Source organism: Archangium sp. (genome assembly GCF_045802675.1).
In the GTDB taxonomy this organism is placed as follows: domain Bacteria; phylum Myxococcota; class Myxococcia; order Myxococcales; family Myxococcaceae; genus Archangium.
The window spans coordinates 85,165-101,421 of record NZ_JBJMQO010000046.1 but is presented as its reverse complement, the minus strand read 5'-3'; the positions used below and the strand labels follow the sequence as shown (position 1 = coordinate 101,421).

Here is a 16,257-nt window from a genome sequence, read left to right as displayed (position 1 = left end):
TGTGCGATCGCCGGTTGGGCTGCTGCCGCGGGAGCCGGCGCCGCTTGCGCCTTGGCCGCCCCTCCGCCCGCGTACTGCTTCTTCACGTCGGCCAGGTTTTCCTTGCTCGTGGCGAGTGCCGCGATCGCCCCGCCGACCTTGATCTTCTCCCCCTCCTTCACGAGCACGTGCGCCAGCGTCCCGCCCTCAGAACTCTCCATCTCCATCGTCGCCTTGTCCGTCTCCACTTCGGCAACGACATCGCCGGCGGCGACCTTGTCGCCCTCCTTCTTGAGCCATTTGACGATCTTGCCCTCCTTCATCGTCGGAGAGAGGGCAGGCATCTGGATGGGCGTGGCCATACTTTTCTCAGGCTCCCTCGCGGTAGAGGACCTTCTTCACCGCTGCGATGATCTTGGGCGCGTCCGGCTGGATCGCGTTCTCCAGGTTCGCCGCGTAGGACATGTTCACGTCGAGGCCGGTGACGCGCTGGACGGGGGCGTCCAGGTCATCGAAGGCCTTGGACTGGATGATGTCCACCACCTGCGCGCCCACGCCGGCCAGGGGCCAGCCCTCCTCGACGACCACGGCACGGTTCGTCTTGCGCACGGTGGCGAGGATGGCCTCCTCGTCGAGCGGACGCAGCGTGCGCAGGTCGAGGATCTCCACGGAGATGCCCTCGGCCTCGAGCTGCTTCGCGGCCTCCTCGCAGAAGTAGTACATGCGCGACCAGGTGATGATGCTGACGTCCTTGCCCTCGCGCTTCACGTCCGCCTTGCCGATGGGGACGATGTGCTCGCCCTCGGGCACCTCGCCCTTGAGGGCGTAGAGGCGCTCACCCTCGATCATGATGACGGGGTTCTCGTCGCGGATGGCGGACTTGAGCAGGCCCTTGGCGTCGGCCGGGGTGGCCGGGGCAATGACCTTCAGGCCCGGGAAGTGCGCGTAGTTGGCCTCGAGCGCCTGGCTGTGCTGGCTGGAGAGCCGGCCGCCCGCGCCACCGGGGCCGCGGAACACGATGGGGCAGCGCAGCTGGCCGCCGGACATGTGCCGCAGCTTCGCCGCGTTGTTGACGATCTGATCCATCGCCAGGATGGCGAAGTTCCACGTCATCATCTCCACCACCGGACGCAGGCCCACCATGGCCGCGCCCACGCCCATACCGGTGAAGCCCAGCTCGGAGATGGGCGCGTCGACGATGCGCGCGCTCCCGAACCGGTCCAGCAGGCCCTGCGACACCTTGAAGGCGCCCTGGTAGCGAGCCACCTCCTCACCAATGAGGAACACGTTGGCGTCGCGCTCCATCTCCTCGGCGAGCGCCTGGTTCAGCGCCTCGCGGTACATCAACTCGGCCATTGTTGGCTCCGAATACGAAATCCGTAGGTTGGGGTCAGTGGAAGAGAACTAGCGCTTGAGGCCCGCGGCCTTGTCCGCCTTGTCCGCCTGCTCGCGCGGCTCGAGGTCCCAGGTCACCTTCAGCTCCTGGCCCGACGGGTACTTCGGCCACTTCGCCACCTTCACGCCCAGCACGCGCTCGCGAGGCTTCACGTCCTCCTCGCCCTCGTCCACGATGGTGTCCTTCCACAGCTCGTCCAGGCTGGGCTCGGGCGACTCGTCGGCGAACTTCACCGCCGCGTCCACCTTCTCCTTCACCTCGGCCTCGATGGCCTCGAACTCCTCGTCCTTGGCCAGGCCCTGCTTGAGGGCGTAGTCGCGCAGACGGGGAATCGGGTCGTTCTTGCGCTCGTCCTCCACCTCCTGCTTGGTGCGGTAGGTGGCGGGGTCGGCCATGGAGTGGCCGCGGAAGCGGTAGGTGTTGGCCTCCATGAGCACCGGGCCCTTGCCGGCGCGGATGTACGCGGCCGCGTCCTTCACCGCCTCGTACATCTTCAGCGCGTCCATGCCGTCCACGGCCTCGTGGCGGATGCCGAAGGCCTCGCCGCGCTTGTGGATCTCCGGCACCGCCGAGGTGCGCGAGATGGCCGTGCCCATGCCGTAGCGGTTGTTCTCGCAGATGTAGAGCACCGGCAGCTTCCACTTGGCCGCCATGTTGAGCGTCTCGTGGAAGATGCCCTGGTTGGCCGCGGCGTCACCGAAGTAGCACACGGTGATGCGGTCCTCGTTGCGGTAGCGGCTGGCGAAGGCCATGCCCGCGGCCAGGCCAATCTGCGCGCCCACGATGCCGTAGCCGCCGTAGAAGTGGTTCTCGATGTCGAAGATGTGCATCGAGCCCCCCTTGCCCTTGCTGTAGCCGCCGGTGCGGCCGAAGAGCTCCGCCATGACCATGCCCGGGTCCGAGCCACGCGCCAGCGGCTGGGCATGGTCACGGTAACCCGACAGCATGTAGTCATCCGGACGGATGGCCTCCTCGACGCCGGCTGCCACGGCCTCCTGGCCGATATACAGATGGCAGAAGCCAGCGATCTTCCCGAGACCGTACTGCTGGCCCGCTCGTTCCTCGAAGCGGCGCATGAGGTACATCTTCCGGTACATCGTCAACAGCAGGTCCTTCGAGTACTTGCTGGCCACCGCCAATGCCTCCGTCCAGTAAGACCGCCCCAACACGAAGGGGCTGGCAGACACCGTGCGCCTCATAGCGCGCGGACATGGGACTGCAAGGGGTTTCGTGCACCTCCAGGCAGGCAAGTCCGGCGGCCCACCCTTGAGGCGCAGTGCGTCACGTCTCGTGGGAGAAGTGCGGCACGGACACGATTTCGTCGAGGAGCACCACCGGCCGTCCGGAATGGTCGGTCGCCAGGTGAACGACCTGGGCCTGGGGGAAGCGGCTCAGGTAGTCGTTGGCGTGGGTGGGCTCGTTGTCGAAGGCGGCGATCACCGTCCCCAACTCCCCGAGCCGCGCATGGGCCTCGCGCTTGAAGGCGTCGTCGTTGTCGCGCTCGTTCGGCTTCATCAGCAGGTGCACCCGCCCCTCGCCGGGGACGGCCAGGCCGTTGCGGCGCATGCACTCCACGGTGCCCTCGCGCATGCCCTCGTGGCGGCCGGTGACGTACGCCAGGTGCGCCCCGGTGGCCACCACCGCGTGGGTGAAGGCCGCGGCGCCCTGGATGGCCACGTCGTCCACGCAGTAGGCGCTGGTGAAGAAGCGCTCCAGCCAGAAGGTGCGGGCCGCGTCGAAGTGCGCCTCCACCTCCTCGGCCGACAGGCCACAGTTGCGCATGGCCCCCCGCATGTCGAAGCCACTCTCCCAGTGGTGCGGCTCGCAGGCGCTCAGCTTCTCGAGCGCCCGCGCGAGGCCGAACTCGCGGAGGATGCGGGCCTGCCGGGGCCGGTTGTCGAAGAGGGTCGAGTCGAGATCGAAGGCGAGCACCGCCTGCGAGCCGAGCGAGCGTGCCTTCTCCAGGATGCCGCGCAGCGTGTGCTGCCAGCCCTCCCGGACGCGGGTTCTGAGGTCCGAAGCCATGGCCCTCTTCTATAGGGCACCTGGCACCCGGACCGCGCGGAATTCAACCGCTCAAGCAGCCGAGCGCAGGGGCTCGGGGCGGTGGGGCTGCTCCGGGTACAGACGCAGCATCCGCTTGATGCCGTTGCGGTCCAGCACCAGCCGGACGAGCTGCAGCGACACCCGCTCCTGGCCCGACTCCTGGACGATGAAGCGGAAGGCCATGTCGACCTGGTAGCTCTTGGCCCCGCGCACCCGCCCGACGGTGAAGTCCTCCAGGTCCACGTACTCCAGCGCGTACTCGGGATCGTCCATGTCGCGCAGGAAGCGCCCCACGTTGAGCCGGATGATGTCGGTGATGCCACTCACCCCGTGCCCGCTGCGCGGCAGCAGCTCCACGTCCAGCACCACCTGCTTCTGGTAGCGCAGCACCGTCTCGGACAGCTCGCCCTGGGACACGGTGATGAAGTCGTCCCGCGAGCGCAACGCGGCCACCTCGGGCGGCACCCGCACCGCGCGCCCGTAGTCCACCTTCTCCTCGCACGTGCCCAGGCAGCGCTCCGTCACCGGGTCCACGATGCGCGCCGTGCGATCGTACAGGTGCCGCGCGGCCACCTGGCTGAAGATGCGCCGCATCCCTTCCTTGATGCGGTCCTTCATCATGTAGCCCACCACCATGATGAGGAAGAAGTTGAGGCTCGCCTGCGTGAAGCGCACCTGCGCCCAGAAGGCCACCGCCGTGGCGAAGCTCATGGCCACGCCCGCCGCGAGCGCGAACAGCACCTCCTCCCAGCCCTGGCGCCGCTGCGCCCGCCGCGCCGACAGGAAGAGGATGTTCATGCAGAACTTCTTCAGGAAGCCGAACCGGTGCATGTACTCCTCGTTGTCACCGGTGGGGCTGATCACCGAGCGCAGCTGGTGATCCTTGCGGTACTGCTCCTCCTGCAGCACCTCGTCCATCAGCTCCTTGCGCAGCTCGATGTAGACGCCCGAGCGCGGCAGCGCGTCCATGTCCGCCACGGCCTTGCGGAAGAACTGCTCCACCGTGAGGCTGAGGTACTCGTCCACCAGGCGGATGGAGGCGCGCGTCTTCTCCTGCATCCGGTAGCGGTTGGCCGAGCGCGCCCACGCGCGGAAGCGCTCCAGCACCCGCCGCGCCCCGTCCGCCGCCGAGCGCGCCTCGCGCTCCAGCCGATCGCACTGCGCCTCACCCGGGCCCCGGCTCATCCCCTCGCACTGCTCGTCCACACCGTTGGCGAAGCGCCGCAGCGCCCCACGGAAGATGCAGGACAGGAGCTTCGCCTGGTAGACGAGCTCCGACTCGCTGACGAGCCCCGTGAGCAGCCCCGCCTCCAGCCGCGCCAGCGGCGAGCTGTCCATGCTCAGCAGCTCCGCCAGGGTCATCACCGGCGTCTTGAAGCGCACGTAGTTGTGGATGTCCGCGTAGAAGTTGGCCCGCGGGTACGTCTCCGCGTCGATGTTCAGGCTCGAGGGCAGGAAGACGAACGTCTCCACGAGATAGCGCGTCTCGTCGTCCGCCCCCGAGGGCTGGTACTCGAGCTTGATCTCGAACTGCTTCCGGTCGTGGACGTCGAGCCGGTTCTGCAACAGCGGTGTGGGAGCCTGGGACACGCCCGTACTCTAGGTCACGCCCCTGTCACCTCATAGTGACCCCCGGGACACGCTGGCGGCCAATGAACGACGCTCCTGTCCAGGCATCCGTTGGGGCGCCACGCTCTCAACCGACCCACGAGGTGGGATGCGGACCCGGTGCACGCGGCCTGCGGGGCGCCTCGCGGCGGCTCACTCGTTGACGTCAACGAGTGAAGACAGCCTTATATGTAGGACAAAAAACACTTCACTCGTTGACATCAACGAGTGGCGAGAGGGCTGCCCGGAAGCGGCTCCGGAGGCCTCTCTCACCCCTGGGTGCCGGTCCGGGAGGACTGCTGCTCGCTGGAGGGGAGCGCCGTGGGGGCCGCCGCCGGAGCCGTCTGGGACGCGTGCGACTTGGGCCGGGCGTTCCAGAGGGTGAGCATGAGGACGGCGCCAATGCCCGCGAAGCCGATCATGCTCGGGCCCCAGGCGCCCCAGCCGAAATGGTCCAACAGCCAGCCCATGCCGGTGCCCACCACCGAGCCGCCCACGTACTGCATGCCGTCGAACATGCCCGCCGCCGTGGCCGCGGCCTTCTTCCCGCCGAAGTCCATGGACGAGGTGCCCGACAGCATGGAGTGCACGATGCTGATGGCGAACGAGTTCACCACGAAGGCGGCGATGATCAGCCCCTGGCTGGGCGCGGCCCAGATGACGGCCATGCAGAGGATCTGCAGCACGTAGCCGAAGAAGGCCACCGGGGGACGGCGCGCCTTGAAGAGCAGGTCCGACAGCAGGCCCGCGGTGAACGCGCCCGCGATGCCCGCGAGCACCACGCCCGTGGCGCCGCTCTTGAAGATGGGGCTGTCGAGCGACAGGTGCTGCGCCTCCTGCATGTAGCGCGGGAACCACTGCTCGAAACCGTGGCGCACGAAGCCGGTGCAGAACTCGGCCGCCGCGATGGTGAGCGTGACGGGGTTGGTGAAGACCACCTTCGCCACGTACTTGAAGTCCACCTTGCCGGTGTAGCCGCTGGAGGCATCCGCCGTGTCCAGCGCGGGCAGGCCCGCCTCGTCCGGCGCGTCCCGCACCCACAGGAAGGTGAGCGCCGCCAGCGTCGTCATCACCACCGCGGGCACGAAGAAGACGAACTGCCAGGGCAGCGCCAGTACCAGCAGCGGCCCGATGAAGTAGATGAGCGCCCGGCCTGCCTGAATCATCGAGCCGAAGATGGCGGAGAACACGCCGCGCTCGCTGATGTGGAACCAGCCCGAGTTCACCTTGATGAGCGCCAGGGCCGAGTACGACTGGAAGTACATGTTCAACGACCAGACCGTGGCCAGGTAGCCGAGCAGCAACGTCCCCGTGCCCAGGAAGCCCAGGTACGCCCCCAGGCCGAAGGCGAGGTTGAACACCACCGCGCCACTCGCGCCCACCAGCATGGCCTTGCGCCCGCCGATGCGGTCCGCGAGCGGGCCATTGAAGATGGCGGAGATGCCGTAGATGAGGGTGGCCGCGCTGATGATCGCGCCCACCTGCGTCTTGCTCCAGCCGTACGTCTCCGACAGCTTCGCGTTGGCGAACGAGAAGTTGTAGCGGCCCATGTACATGGCCGCGTACATGGTTCCGAGCGTGAGCCAGTTCTGCGCGCGGCGCATCCGGAACTTCGGCGAATACTCCGGCCGCGGCGAGGAGGACGAGGGGGCAGCGTCGTGCATGGCGCCGGGCACCCTACCCGCCCGGCGCGCTCGCGACAATCACACCCACCTGAATCACGCCTGCTCGGCGAGCAGCCGCAGGAGGGCGATCTCCGTCTTCGCGTCCGGCACGTCCCCGCGCCGGCACATCGCCAGCAGCTCGCGGATGGGCCTCCACTGCAGGTGCGTGCCCTCCTCCAGCGGTGAACCATCCCCCTTCGGCTCGCCCTGCTCCTTGCCCGTCACGTCCACCGCCGCCGGAAACACCTTCTCCGACAGGATGCCCGGCGCCAGGAAGAAGCCCGCCCCCAACAGCTGAATCTCCTCCGGCTTCACGTCGAAGCCGGCCTCCTCGCGCACCTCCTCCGCCGCCCGGTGCCGCAGGCCCGCCTCGCCCTTGTCCTCCGGCTCCAGCAGCCCCGCGACGATCTCCTCCACCCGCAGGTAGGTGGCCCCGTCTGGCACCGTCATCTCCTTGCCCCGCCGGAAGTACGCCGCCGGCCGCAGGTTCATCCGCGTCAGCACCTCCAAGCCCGACGCACCGCGGCGAAACACCAGCACCGCCACCGCGTCCAGCCTCGGCCGGTCCACCACGTCCACCCGGTACACCTTGGACGCCGTGCCGTCCGCGCGCCGGTTCTGACACCTCAGCCGCCGCAGCATGAGGAAGCCCTCGTCGCACTTCGCCGTCGACGAGAAATCCTCGATTATCTCGATATCGGTCACTGAAGAATGGCTGCTCGAACGCATGTCTGCTCCCCTAGCGGAAATCCGTGACGCTGGGGCGTTGCTTGCCCACCACCAGATGATCCCGTACCTTGCGCCGTCGTCTAGCGGTCAAATTCTACAAGCCCCCCGGATCCGCCCCCGAATGCGACGTCTCCTGCTCGGACTCTTCTGTGTCCTGATCTGCGCCTCGTGCATGCCCGTGATGGATGGACAGGAGCTCGACCTGGGCGGACAGGAAGTCCGCCTCACGCTCCTGCATACCGCGGACATCCACTCGCGGCTCATCCCCTACGACTTCTCTCCGTTGAAGACGGATACGGACCTGGGGATGATTCCCGAGGCAGGCCCTTTCGGTGGCGCCACCCGTATCGCGGCCATCCTCAAGCGCGAGCGCCAGAAGGCCGACCGGCTGCTGCACCTGGACTCGGGCGACTGCTTCCAGGGCGCGCCCATCTTCAACGTCAATGGCGGTGAGGCCGAGTTCCGCTTCCTGTCCAAGATGCACCTGGACGCGGCGGTGATCGGCAACCACGAGTTCGACGCGGGCCTGGCCAACTTCGTCCAGAAGGCGCGCGACTTCGCCCAGTTCCCGCTGATGGCGGCCAACTACTACTGGGACAAGCCCACGGACTCCGCCAACTCCGAGGCCTCGCTCAACACCGTCCCCTACGTCATCCGCAACGTGCAGGGCCTCAAGGTCGGCATCATCGGCATGGCCAACATCTCCTCGCTCAACTCGCTGACGGAGGGAGGCAACTCGCTGCAGGCCACGCCGCTGGAGCAGAACGAGGCGGCGCGCGCCTACGTGGAGATGCTGCGCCCGGTGGTGGACCTGCTCATCGTGGTCAGCCACCTGGGCCTCACCGAGGACCAGGACCTCATCCGCGGCTACGAGGCCTATTACGAGTACGAGCGCGCCAGACCCTTCATCGAGCGCGACCATGACCGCTGGCAGGTGCTCGAGTGGACGGACCCCAGCGCCGAGGGCAACCCCAAGGCGGTGGTGAAGGTGTTCATCCCCGGCGTGTCCGGCCTGGACGTGGTGCTCGGCGGCCACCTGCACGTGGTGCTCAACCCGCCCCAGGAGCTGGCGGACCCCAGCGGCCGCAAGGTGATCCTGGCCCACTCGGGCGCCTTCGCGAAGTACGTGGGCCGCCTGGACCTGGTGGTGAAGGTGCCCAAGACGGACGCGCGCACCATCGACGGCGCCGAGATCGTCAGCCACGACTTCCGCGTGTCCCCGCTGGACGCGCTGTGGTGCGACGACGCCCAGCGCGCCCGCTACTTCAACAAGGACAACTTCTGGACCCCGGGCCAGTTCATCAACGCCTCGGGCGTGCGCGAGGCCATGGCGAAGTGCCAGGAGCTCGAGGACCGCGAGACGACGGACCTGCTGCAGCCCTACCTGCTGGGCATGGACTTCAACCTCCAGCTCACCTCCATCTTCTCCTACGCGCCCAGTGACGTGTCGCGCCGCAACACCTCCACCGGCGGTGACTCGCCGCTGGGCAACATCACCGCGGACTCCATGCGCAAGCGCCGCACCGTGGAGGCGGAGATGGCCCTCACCAACTCGCTGGGCATCCGCGACAGCCTCTACGCGGGCGTGGTGACGCAGGAGGCCATGTTCAACGTGTTCCCCTTCGAGAACACCATCAACATCATGTACCTGTCGGGCACGGAGATTCAGGAGATGCTCGACTTCGTGGCCGAGCGCTCCGCCAGCCGCGGCTGCGTCAGCCAGGCGCAGATTTCCGGCGCGCGCTTCACCATGGACTGCGCCCAGGTGCAGCTCAATGATCTGCGCATTCCGTGCGAGCCGGCGAAGAACGCCGAGGACTGCCCCCAGGACAACCGCGCGGGCCACGCCGCCTGGCAGTGCCTCCAGGATCAGGACGGCAGCCGCTGCTACGCCAACCCCGCCACGGACGTGTCCATCAACGGCAGCCCCATCAACCCCCATGGCATGTACCGCGTGGCGGTGAACGACTACATCGCCAAGGGCGGCTCGGGCTTCAGCGTCCTCAAGCGCAACACCACCCGGATTGAAACGGGCATCTCCCTGCGCGACTCGCTCATCGGCTACATGCAGGGCTTCTGCAACTGCGACGACATCAACGCGGGCCGCGAGACGTCCTCGACGGGCGAGCGCTGCGGCGCGCTGGTGGACGGCAAGTGGGAGGTGAGTGCGCAGCAGCAGAACTTCTGCCAGCAGACCCAGGCCTACGAGGACGCGCTGGCCAAGAAGCTCGGGGACTGCTCGTGCCAGGAGCTGCTGCCGCTCCTGTCGCTGCCGGCGGACAAGTTCGCCGAGGCCACCGCGCGCTGCAATGTGGCCGGCCTCACCGCGGCCTCGGCCCGCACCGCGTGCGCCGTGCCCCAGGGCCCCTACAGCGGGCGCTGCTACTGCCGTGAGATTCTGGCCGGGGCGCCGGAGTGCGGCTCGGTCACCCTGCAGCTCAAGAACTTCTGCCAGAACCCCACCGAGATGCCCATCGCCAACGCCCTCGAGGACGGCCGCATTGGCCGGAAGGTGAAGTGATGAAGAAGCATTGGCTCCTCCTGGCCGCGACCGCGGCCTCCGTGTCCGGCTGCTACAACATGGACTCCACCGTGCCCGGCACCGTGGGCTCCTTCCGCGTGGTGGTGCAGAGCATCTCCTCGGTGAGCGACAGCGGCAGCCTGCAGCCGCTCTCCGTCGTCCCCTCCTGCATCAAGCAGTACGGCACCCGGCTGGACCAGGTGCCGGCCGCGGTGCGGGGCACGGCGGACTGCCGCTACGCCGTCCCCGGCGGCCAGGTGGAGCTGCAGGTGGACGTCACCGCCCTGGACCGGGCCGGCAAGCCGTTCGACTTCACCGGGCCGGTGACCTTCAAGGTGGTGCCGGGCGATGTCTCCGACAGCTACAGGTACGCCTGGATGCAGCTCACCCGCGGCCGCGGTGTCGGCAAGCTGCGGGCCCAGCACGTCTACGGCGAGGTGCGTGTCTGGGCCATGGACGAGCCCGTCGAGCTCCGCTACGACGCCGATGGTGGCATCGGGGGCCTGCCCGACGCGGGCATCAATGACGCGGGCATCCCGCTGGAGCCCGACGGGGGCCTCTCCGACGCGGGCGTCCTCATCCCACCGGAGCCCGCCGCGGGCCGGACGTACGCCGCCGGCTCCTCCGACACGCTCTTCTTCCAGGAGCCCACGCTCGCGGCCGTCCAGACGCCGCAGGGCTATGACAACCGCTCCTCGCCCTTCGTGAGCCAGTTCGTCACCATCGGCCGCGCCCCCGAGTCCGGCTCCGTGCTGTACCAGAACTGCCCGGACCAGGACCTCAACGGCGACGGCAAGCCGGATCCCCAGCCGCCCAAGCCCGTCACGCTGCTGGTGACGGGGACGGATCCCTCGGGCTTCTTCGTCACGGATCTCACCTCGTGCCCCATTCCCGAGGACACCACCTTCGCCTCGGGCGTGCGCACCCCCGAGCCGAGCGGGTACCTCCCCGGCACCTACGGCTCGATGTTCGTCTACAACTACAGCTTCCCCGAGGGCCTCGACACGGGCGACCTGCTGTGGACGCTGTCCGGCTCCATCCAGGAGTTCACCTCCACCACGCAGCTCACCTTCCCCTCGTGGACGGTGCGCGAGCACGTGCGCGAGCTGCCCCCGGAGCAGTGGACCAAGTACCTGAAGCTCAACCCGCCGGTGGAGCTCAACCTGCGGCACTGCTTCCTCGACAACGTGCTCGCTCCCTTCATCACCGACGTGCTGTGCGGCTACAACACGCGCAACCTGAAGCTGGAGAGCCTCGAGTCTGGCCTGGTGAAGCTGCGCCGCGTGCGCTTCCCGCAGGTCTTCAAGAACTGCGACCTCAACGGCAACGGCGAGGTGCCCTTCTTCTGCCAGACGAAGGACGCGGCCGGTAACTGGATCTACGGCGGCTGCTCCCCCACGCCCCCCAACCCGGACCCCGACATCCCCGAGCGCCAGTGCAACGTCGAGTGCACCACCGGCTCCGGCCCCTTCCTCAACACCGTCTGCTCCGAGCGCGCCCAGTACAACAGCTTCGGCCAGTTCGTGGTGGAGATGGCGGGCCCCGGGCCCCGTGAGGCCGGGCTGGACAACGCGCTGCCCTCGCGCACGCAGGAGGTGCTCGTCTCCGACACCACCTCCAAGAAGATCGCCACGGGCTACGAGGCCGACGTGCAGGTGAGCGTCTTCTGCGATCTGGACACCTATCTGCGCGCCGGTGACACCAACGTCACCGCGGCCAACACGGACGTGCTGCTGCCGGCCAGGACGCGCAAGGACCTCGTCCTCCCCAACGGACAGGGCTTCGTGGCGTTCCTGGCGAAGCAGCTGCCGCCTCCGTCGACGGAGACGCCCGCGCCCCCGGCGCCGCGCTGCTACGTGTCGCGCAACACCCACACCCGCATGCTCCTCACGACGAAGGACGCCGTGCCGGACCTGAAGGTGGACTGCGACGAGAAGGACGCGGACGCGGATCGCGCCCAGCAGTGCCGCTACCTGCACGGGGCCACCTTCGACGTGGTGGGCCACCTGCGCCATGTCCAGGCGGCCCGCCCGCGCTGGATGGTGCTGCCGCGCGACGTGGACGACCTGTGCTGCTACCCGGGACCGGACCTGCAGTGCCCGCGCCCCATCAAGCCTTGTGAGTGAAACGTAGTTTTTTGACTGGCAGTCGAGCGCCCCGCTCTGGGGCGCCGGGAAGGAGCGGCGTCCCCCCGCCGCCCCTTGGAGGGAATTTGAGAACGCTGCGCACGCTGGCCCTGACCGGGCTGATGACCCTTTCCGCGCCCGCCTGGGCCGGAGACTTCGTCGACACCCGCTTGTCGTTCGCCTTCGCGGACGACAACGTCTTCGCCAACGCGGGAGAGACGACCCCCAACAGCCCCACGGCCCGGTTCGGCGCGGGCCTGCAGAACACCCAGTTCTACGACAACTTCAACACCCGGTTCTCCGGCTTCGAGACGCTGTCCAACATCGTCCTCTACAAGCGGATGCCGGCGTTCTTCGAGGGCCTCACCACCGAGGCGGCCCTCACGGTGCTGATGCTCGAGCAGCCCTCGGGCGGCATCACCCTGCGCGACAACTCCAGCTACATCCGCCTCAACTACCGGCCTCGCGGCTGGGGTGAGAACGAGGGCTTGTCGCTCACCGGCTTCCCCGTGTCCGCGGACCGCTTCCGCCTGGGCTACGCCTACCGCATCTCCTGGGGCGGCAGCGGCGTCTTCACCACCCGCGCCACCGCCGCGGGCGTGCCGGGCGCCAAGCTCCAGCTCACCCGCGACAAGTGGTACGCCTTCGCGGGCGCCAAGACGGCGCTGGTGCTCAACGATCTCATCAAGGAGCAGGAGACGCTCTACGGCTTCATGGCCGGCGCCGGATGGGATCCGGTGGAGACGCTGCGCATCGAGGCCGGTGGCGGCTACTTCCAGAAGGGCATCGTCCCCGGCCTGGCGGCGCTGGGTGTCGAGGCGCCGGTGAACTCGGCGGGCGTGTCCGCGCAGGCCGTCTACCACGTGGGTGTGCCGGTGGGCACCAGCGTGGACTTCAAGCTGTACCGGAACGATCCGGACGTCTACCAGCGCTTCTTCTCGCCGGAGCAGTACCCGGGCGGCCTGTCGTACTCGGTGTCGCTCGAGGGCAGCTACCTGGTGCAGACGCTGTCGGATCCGGACGTGTTCGGCCGCACGGTGCCGCAGGAGTCCACGGCGGTGGCGCTGCAGGCGCGCGCCAAGTGGAACCTCTGGCGCTTCCACGTGCTGGGCCTCTACCGCAGCCTGTCCTTCATCCAGTTCGAGGTCCCCGGCCTGCCGCCCTTCAGCGACTTCCCGGAAGGCACCGAGCTCAAGCCGGAGATGTTCCTCGCCGCGGGCGCCGACTTCAACATCCCCTCCCTCCACTTGACCCCCGGCTTCATCGTGGGCGTGCAGCAGCCGGCGTCGTTCCGCAGCCCGGATCCGCTCTTCGGCGGGAACAACCCGCCCCCGAGCCTCACCGGCACGCGCACCGTGGTGGTCCGTGACGTCAACTCGCTGAGCATCCTGCCCACCTCGTGCGACGGCCAGGACGTCTGCGACGCCACGCCCATCATCTCGGCCAAGGGCACGTTCCGGTGGGATTTGTCCGAGAGCGTCGCCGCCGTGGGCGAGCTCTATTACACCTACGACCGCAACCGGACGACCTTCCGGGACGACGTCTTCGGCGTCGCGCAGCCCAGCTTCGAGAAGCCCCACGCCCTGGGCTTCAACATGCTCCTGCAGGCGCGCTTCTAGCCGTCTCCGCCCCGCATCACCCCAGGCCTCGGGTTCTCCGGAACCCGGGGCCTTTTCATTTCCCGGGCCCGGATGCGCTAGAAAGCGCGCTCCAGGAGAGCCCCCATGGAGCCGACCCCCACCGCACCGCATCCCTCCCCCGCCGAGGCCCCGCTGTTCACGCGTCTGCGCGTGGCCTTCCAGTCCTTCCGGATGCTCGTGAAGGACGCCACCGATCCCGTCCATGGACCGCTGTTCCAGGAGAGCATCGATGGCGGGCGGTACATCCAGTGGGTGCGCCAGCTCGCCCAGGAGGCCGAGGGCAGCCGGCTTCTCTCCGAGCGCCCCTCGCTCTCGGTGGACCGCGTGGACTTCGAGGCGCTCTCCCGGCTGCCTCCGGGCACGCTCGGCCATGCCTTCGCGCGCTTCTACCTGGACAAGGGCCTCAACCCCCTCGCGAGCCACGACCGGCAGCTCTCGGACGTCCAGTACCTCGCCCAGCGGATGCGCGAGACCCATGATCTGCATCACCTGCTCACCGGCTACGGCACGGACATGCTGGGCGAGCAGGAGTTGCAGGCCTTCCAGTACGGCAACCTGCGCACGCCCACCTCGCTCATCGCGCTCGGGCACGGCGTGGCCGTGGAATTGCCGAGGCACCCGGCCGAGTACCTGCGGCGCGTCCGGGCCGCGTTCCAACGAGGCCGGGTGTCGCGGCCGATCGCGAGCATCCCCTGGGAGGAGCACTGGGAGACTCCGCTGAAGCACTTCCAGGAACAGTTCTGCTCGCCACGGGAGAACACGCCTCCGGTCACCGCGAGCGCCTGAAAAGGGCTCGTGCTACAGAGCGGCGCGCATGGAGAGTGATCAGCTGCTGTCGTCGTTCACGAAGTTGCTCGTGTCGGACGCCGAGCGCTCGGCGAGGTTCTACGAGGCGCTCGGCTTCAAGCGGATGAACGCGGATCCGCCATTCATCCACCTGCGCTGGGAGAACCAGGCCGAGGTGTACCTGGTCGCGGTGCCCGCGGCGGTGGCCCTGCAGGGACCGCGCGGCTCGGGCGTGTTGCTGGGCTTCCGCGTGGGCGCCGTGGACGTGAACGAGGTGGCCTCGCGTGCCCGCGCCCTGGGAGCCGCCGTCGACGGGCCCACCGTGCAGCCCTGGTTCACGCGGGAAATCGTCGTCACGGATCCCGACGGCTACCGGCTCAACTTCATCGAGCCCGCGTAGCCTCGGGAGCCGCTCCGCCGCGGGCTACGTGCCCGCGAACTGCACGCCCTCGAAAACGAGCGTGGGCGTGCGCATCGCGCTGTGGGCGAAGGCATCATTGCCCACCGCGACGAGCCGCTTCCACAAGTCGAGCTGGTTGCCCGAGATGTTCATCTCGCCCACGGGCTCGGCGAGCTTGCCGCCGCGCACGCGGAAGCCCTGGATGCCGAGGGAGAAGTCACCCGTGACGCCGTTCGAGTTCCCGCCGAGGAACCCCGTCACGAGGATGCCCTCCTCGAGGTCCGCCAGCAGCCCGGCCCTGTCCTTCGTCCCCAGCTTCCAGGAGAGGTTGGACGCGCTGCCCGTGGTGGGACGCGTCTCGAGCTTCCGGCCGTAGTAGCTGTCGATGAAGTAGGAGCGCAGCATGCCCGCCTCGAACAGTGGCAGTGGCCGGGCGGCAATCCCCTCGCCGTCGAACAGGCGCGAGCCGAGACCCCGCTTCAGGTGCGGCTCGTCCGAGAGCGCGAGCAGCTCGCTGCCCACCTTCTGGCCGAGCTTCCCGTCGAGGAACGAGCGCTTCTGCTGGATGGACGCGCCCGACATGGGCCCGAGCAGCATGGACACGAGCCGGCCCGCGGCCCGGTTGTCCACGGCCATGGGCAGCACCGCCGAGGCCCCCTTCGTCGAGCCCAGGCGCCCCAGGGCGCGCTCTCCGGCGCGGCGGCCCAGGGTGCCCGCGTCGGTCAGGTCCTCGAAGAAGCGCGCCACGGAGAAGTCACTCTCCTCCGGCCGGCGCCCGTCCGAGTCCCGTGCGCTCACGTCCGCGGAGGCGAAGAACTGCGTGCCGCGCATCCCTCCCTCGAAGCCGTTGGAGCTGACCCGGTACGTCTCCCGGAGCACGTCTCCGAAGCTCGTGGTGACGGAGAGGATGGAGCCCTCGAGGTCCACCGCGCGGGCGGCCGCCTCGAGCTCCCGGGCGAAGCGCTGGCGCTCGTCCGCGGTGAGCGAGTCCTGGCGCGGATCCTCGATGGACAGGTCCACCAGCGCGCGGCCCTCGTAGAGCTCGGGCTCCGGCAGCCGGCGGTACTCGTCCTTCGCCAGCGCGCGCGTCATGGCGATGGAGTCGGAGATGAAGCGCTCCAGGGCCTCGGGCCGCAGGTCGCTCGTGGAGACGGCCGAGTAGCGCCCGTCCACGTAGAGCTGCACCCCGAGGCCTCGCGTGGTGGCCTCGGAGACCTTCTCCAGCCGGCCATCCCGCCACTGCACCTCCACCTCGCGCGAGCGGCCCGCGCTCGCCGAGGCCTCGGAGGCCCCCTTCTGGCGCGCCAGGGCAACCGCCTGCTGTGCGACCTCCGACAGGTTCGTCTTCGTCGTGCTCATGTC

General features: G+C 68.6%; 13 protein-coding genes. 5 read left to right on the top strand and 8 right to left on the bottom strand.

The features are described 5' to 3' along the window. The 7 genes from ACJ8AN_RS14290 to ACJ8AN_RS14260 form a co-directional block, all read right to left on the bottom strand. Positions 1–341 (bottom strand): biotin/lipoyl-containing protein (locus tag ACJ8AN_RS14290; protein ID WP_407755888.1); only part of this gene is annotated, 341 nt, incomplete at its 3' end. A 7-nt stretch (positions 342–348) separates the two neighbouring features. Next, positions 349–1,335, bottom strand: coding sequence for a pyruvate dehydrogenase complex E1 component subunit beta (locus ACJ8AN_RS14285; RefSeq protein WP_407755887.1), 987 nt, complete (start codon positions 1,333–1,335; stop codon positions 349–351). A 48-nt stretch (positions 1,336–1,383) separates the two neighbouring features. Next, positions 1,384–2,508 carry a pyruvate dehydrogenase (acetyl-transferring) E1 component subunit alpha gene (pdhA, locus tag ACJ8AN_RS14280; RefSeq protein ID WP_407755890.1) on the bottom strand — a complete coding sequence of 375 codons (1,125 nt, stop codon included), beginning with the start codon at positions 2,506–2,508 and terminating at the stop codon, positions 1,384–1,386. Between the two features lie 148 nt (positions 2,509–2,656). Then, positions 2,657–3,400 carry a hypothetical protein gene (locus ACJ8AN_RS14275; protein ID WP_407755886.1) on the bottom strand — a complete coding sequence of 248 codons (744 nt, stop codon included), beginning with the start codon at positions 3,398–3,400 and terminating at the stop codon, positions 2,657–2,659. Positions 3,401–3,451: 51 nt separating this feature from the next. Next, positions 3,452–5,011 carry a hypothetical protein gene (locus ACJ8AN_RS14270; protein WP_407755885.1) on the bottom strand — a complete coding sequence of 520 codons (1,560 nt, stop codon included), beginning with the start codon at positions 5,009–5,011 and terminating at the stop codon, positions 3,452–3,454. Positions 5,012–5,298: 287 nt separating this feature from the next. Continuing rightward, the gene (locus ACJ8AN_RS14265) at positions 5,299–6,693 is read right to left on the bottom strand and encodes an MFS transporter (RefSeq protein ID WP_407755884.1); all 1,395 of its coding nucleotides are present in this window, start codon (positions 6,691–6,693) and stop codon (positions 5,299–5,301) included. 54 nt (positions 6,694–6,747) lie between these two features. Next, a complete protein-coding gene (locus ACJ8AN_RS14260) occupies positions 6,748–7,422 on the bottom strand; it encodes an NUDIX hydrolase (protein ID WP_407755883.1) in 675 nt (224 codons plus the stop codon). A 121-nt stretch (positions 7,423–7,543) separates the two neighbouring features. On the opposite strand from ACJ8AN_RS14260, the gene ACJ8AN_RS14255 reads away from it, so the two are divergent. The 5 genes from ACJ8AN_RS14255 (at position 7,544) to ACJ8AN_RS14235 (ending at position 14,895) form a co-directional block, all read left to right on the top strand. After that, complete coding sequence (locus ACJ8AN_RS14255) at positions 7,544–9,943, top strand: bifunctional metallophosphatase/5'-nucleotidase (protein ID WP_407755882.1); 2,400 nt, start codon at positions 7,544–7,546, stop codon at positions 9,941–9,943. After that, complete coding sequence (locus tag ACJ8AN_RS14250; RefSeq protein WP_407755881.1) at positions 9,943–12,069, top strand: hypothetical protein; 2,127 nt, start codon at positions 9,943–9,945, stop codon at positions 12,067–12,069. Before ACJ8AN_RS14255 ends, ACJ8AN_RS14250 begins: the two co-directional genes overlap by 1 nt. 86 nt (positions 12,070–12,155) lie before the next feature. Continuing rightward, positions 12,156–13,688: a hypothetical protein gene (locus ACJ8AN_RS14245; protein WP_407755880.1), complete on the top strand. Its 1,533-nt coding sequence runs from the start codon at positions 12,156–12,158 to the stop codon at positions 13,686–13,688. A 105-nt stretch (positions 13,689–13,793) separates the two neighbouring features. Then, positions 13,794–14,495, top strand: a complete 702-nt coding sequence (locus tag ACJ8AN_RS14240) for a Coq4 family protein (RefSeq protein WP_407755879.1) — start codon at positions 13,794–13,796, stop codon at positions 14,493–14,495. A gap of 28 nt (positions 14,496–14,523) precedes the next feature. Continuing rightward, positions 14,524–14,895 carry a VOC family protein gene (locus ACJ8AN_RS14235; RefSeq protein ID WP_407755878.1) on the top strand — a complete coding sequence of 124 codons (372 nt, stop codon included), beginning with the start codon at positions 14,524–14,526 and terminating at the stop codon, positions 14,893–14,895. A 24-nt stretch (positions 14,896–14,919) separates the two neighbouring features. Here ACJ8AN_RS14235 and ACJ8AN_RS14230 read toward each other — a convergent pair whose 3' ends face one another. Next, entirely contained in the window at positions 14,920–16,254 is a 1,335-nt protein-coding gene (locus tag ACJ8AN_RS14230) for a TldD/PmbA family protein (protein ID WP_407755877.1), read from the bottom strand. Between the last annotated feature and the right edge of the window lie 3 nt (positions 16,255–16,257).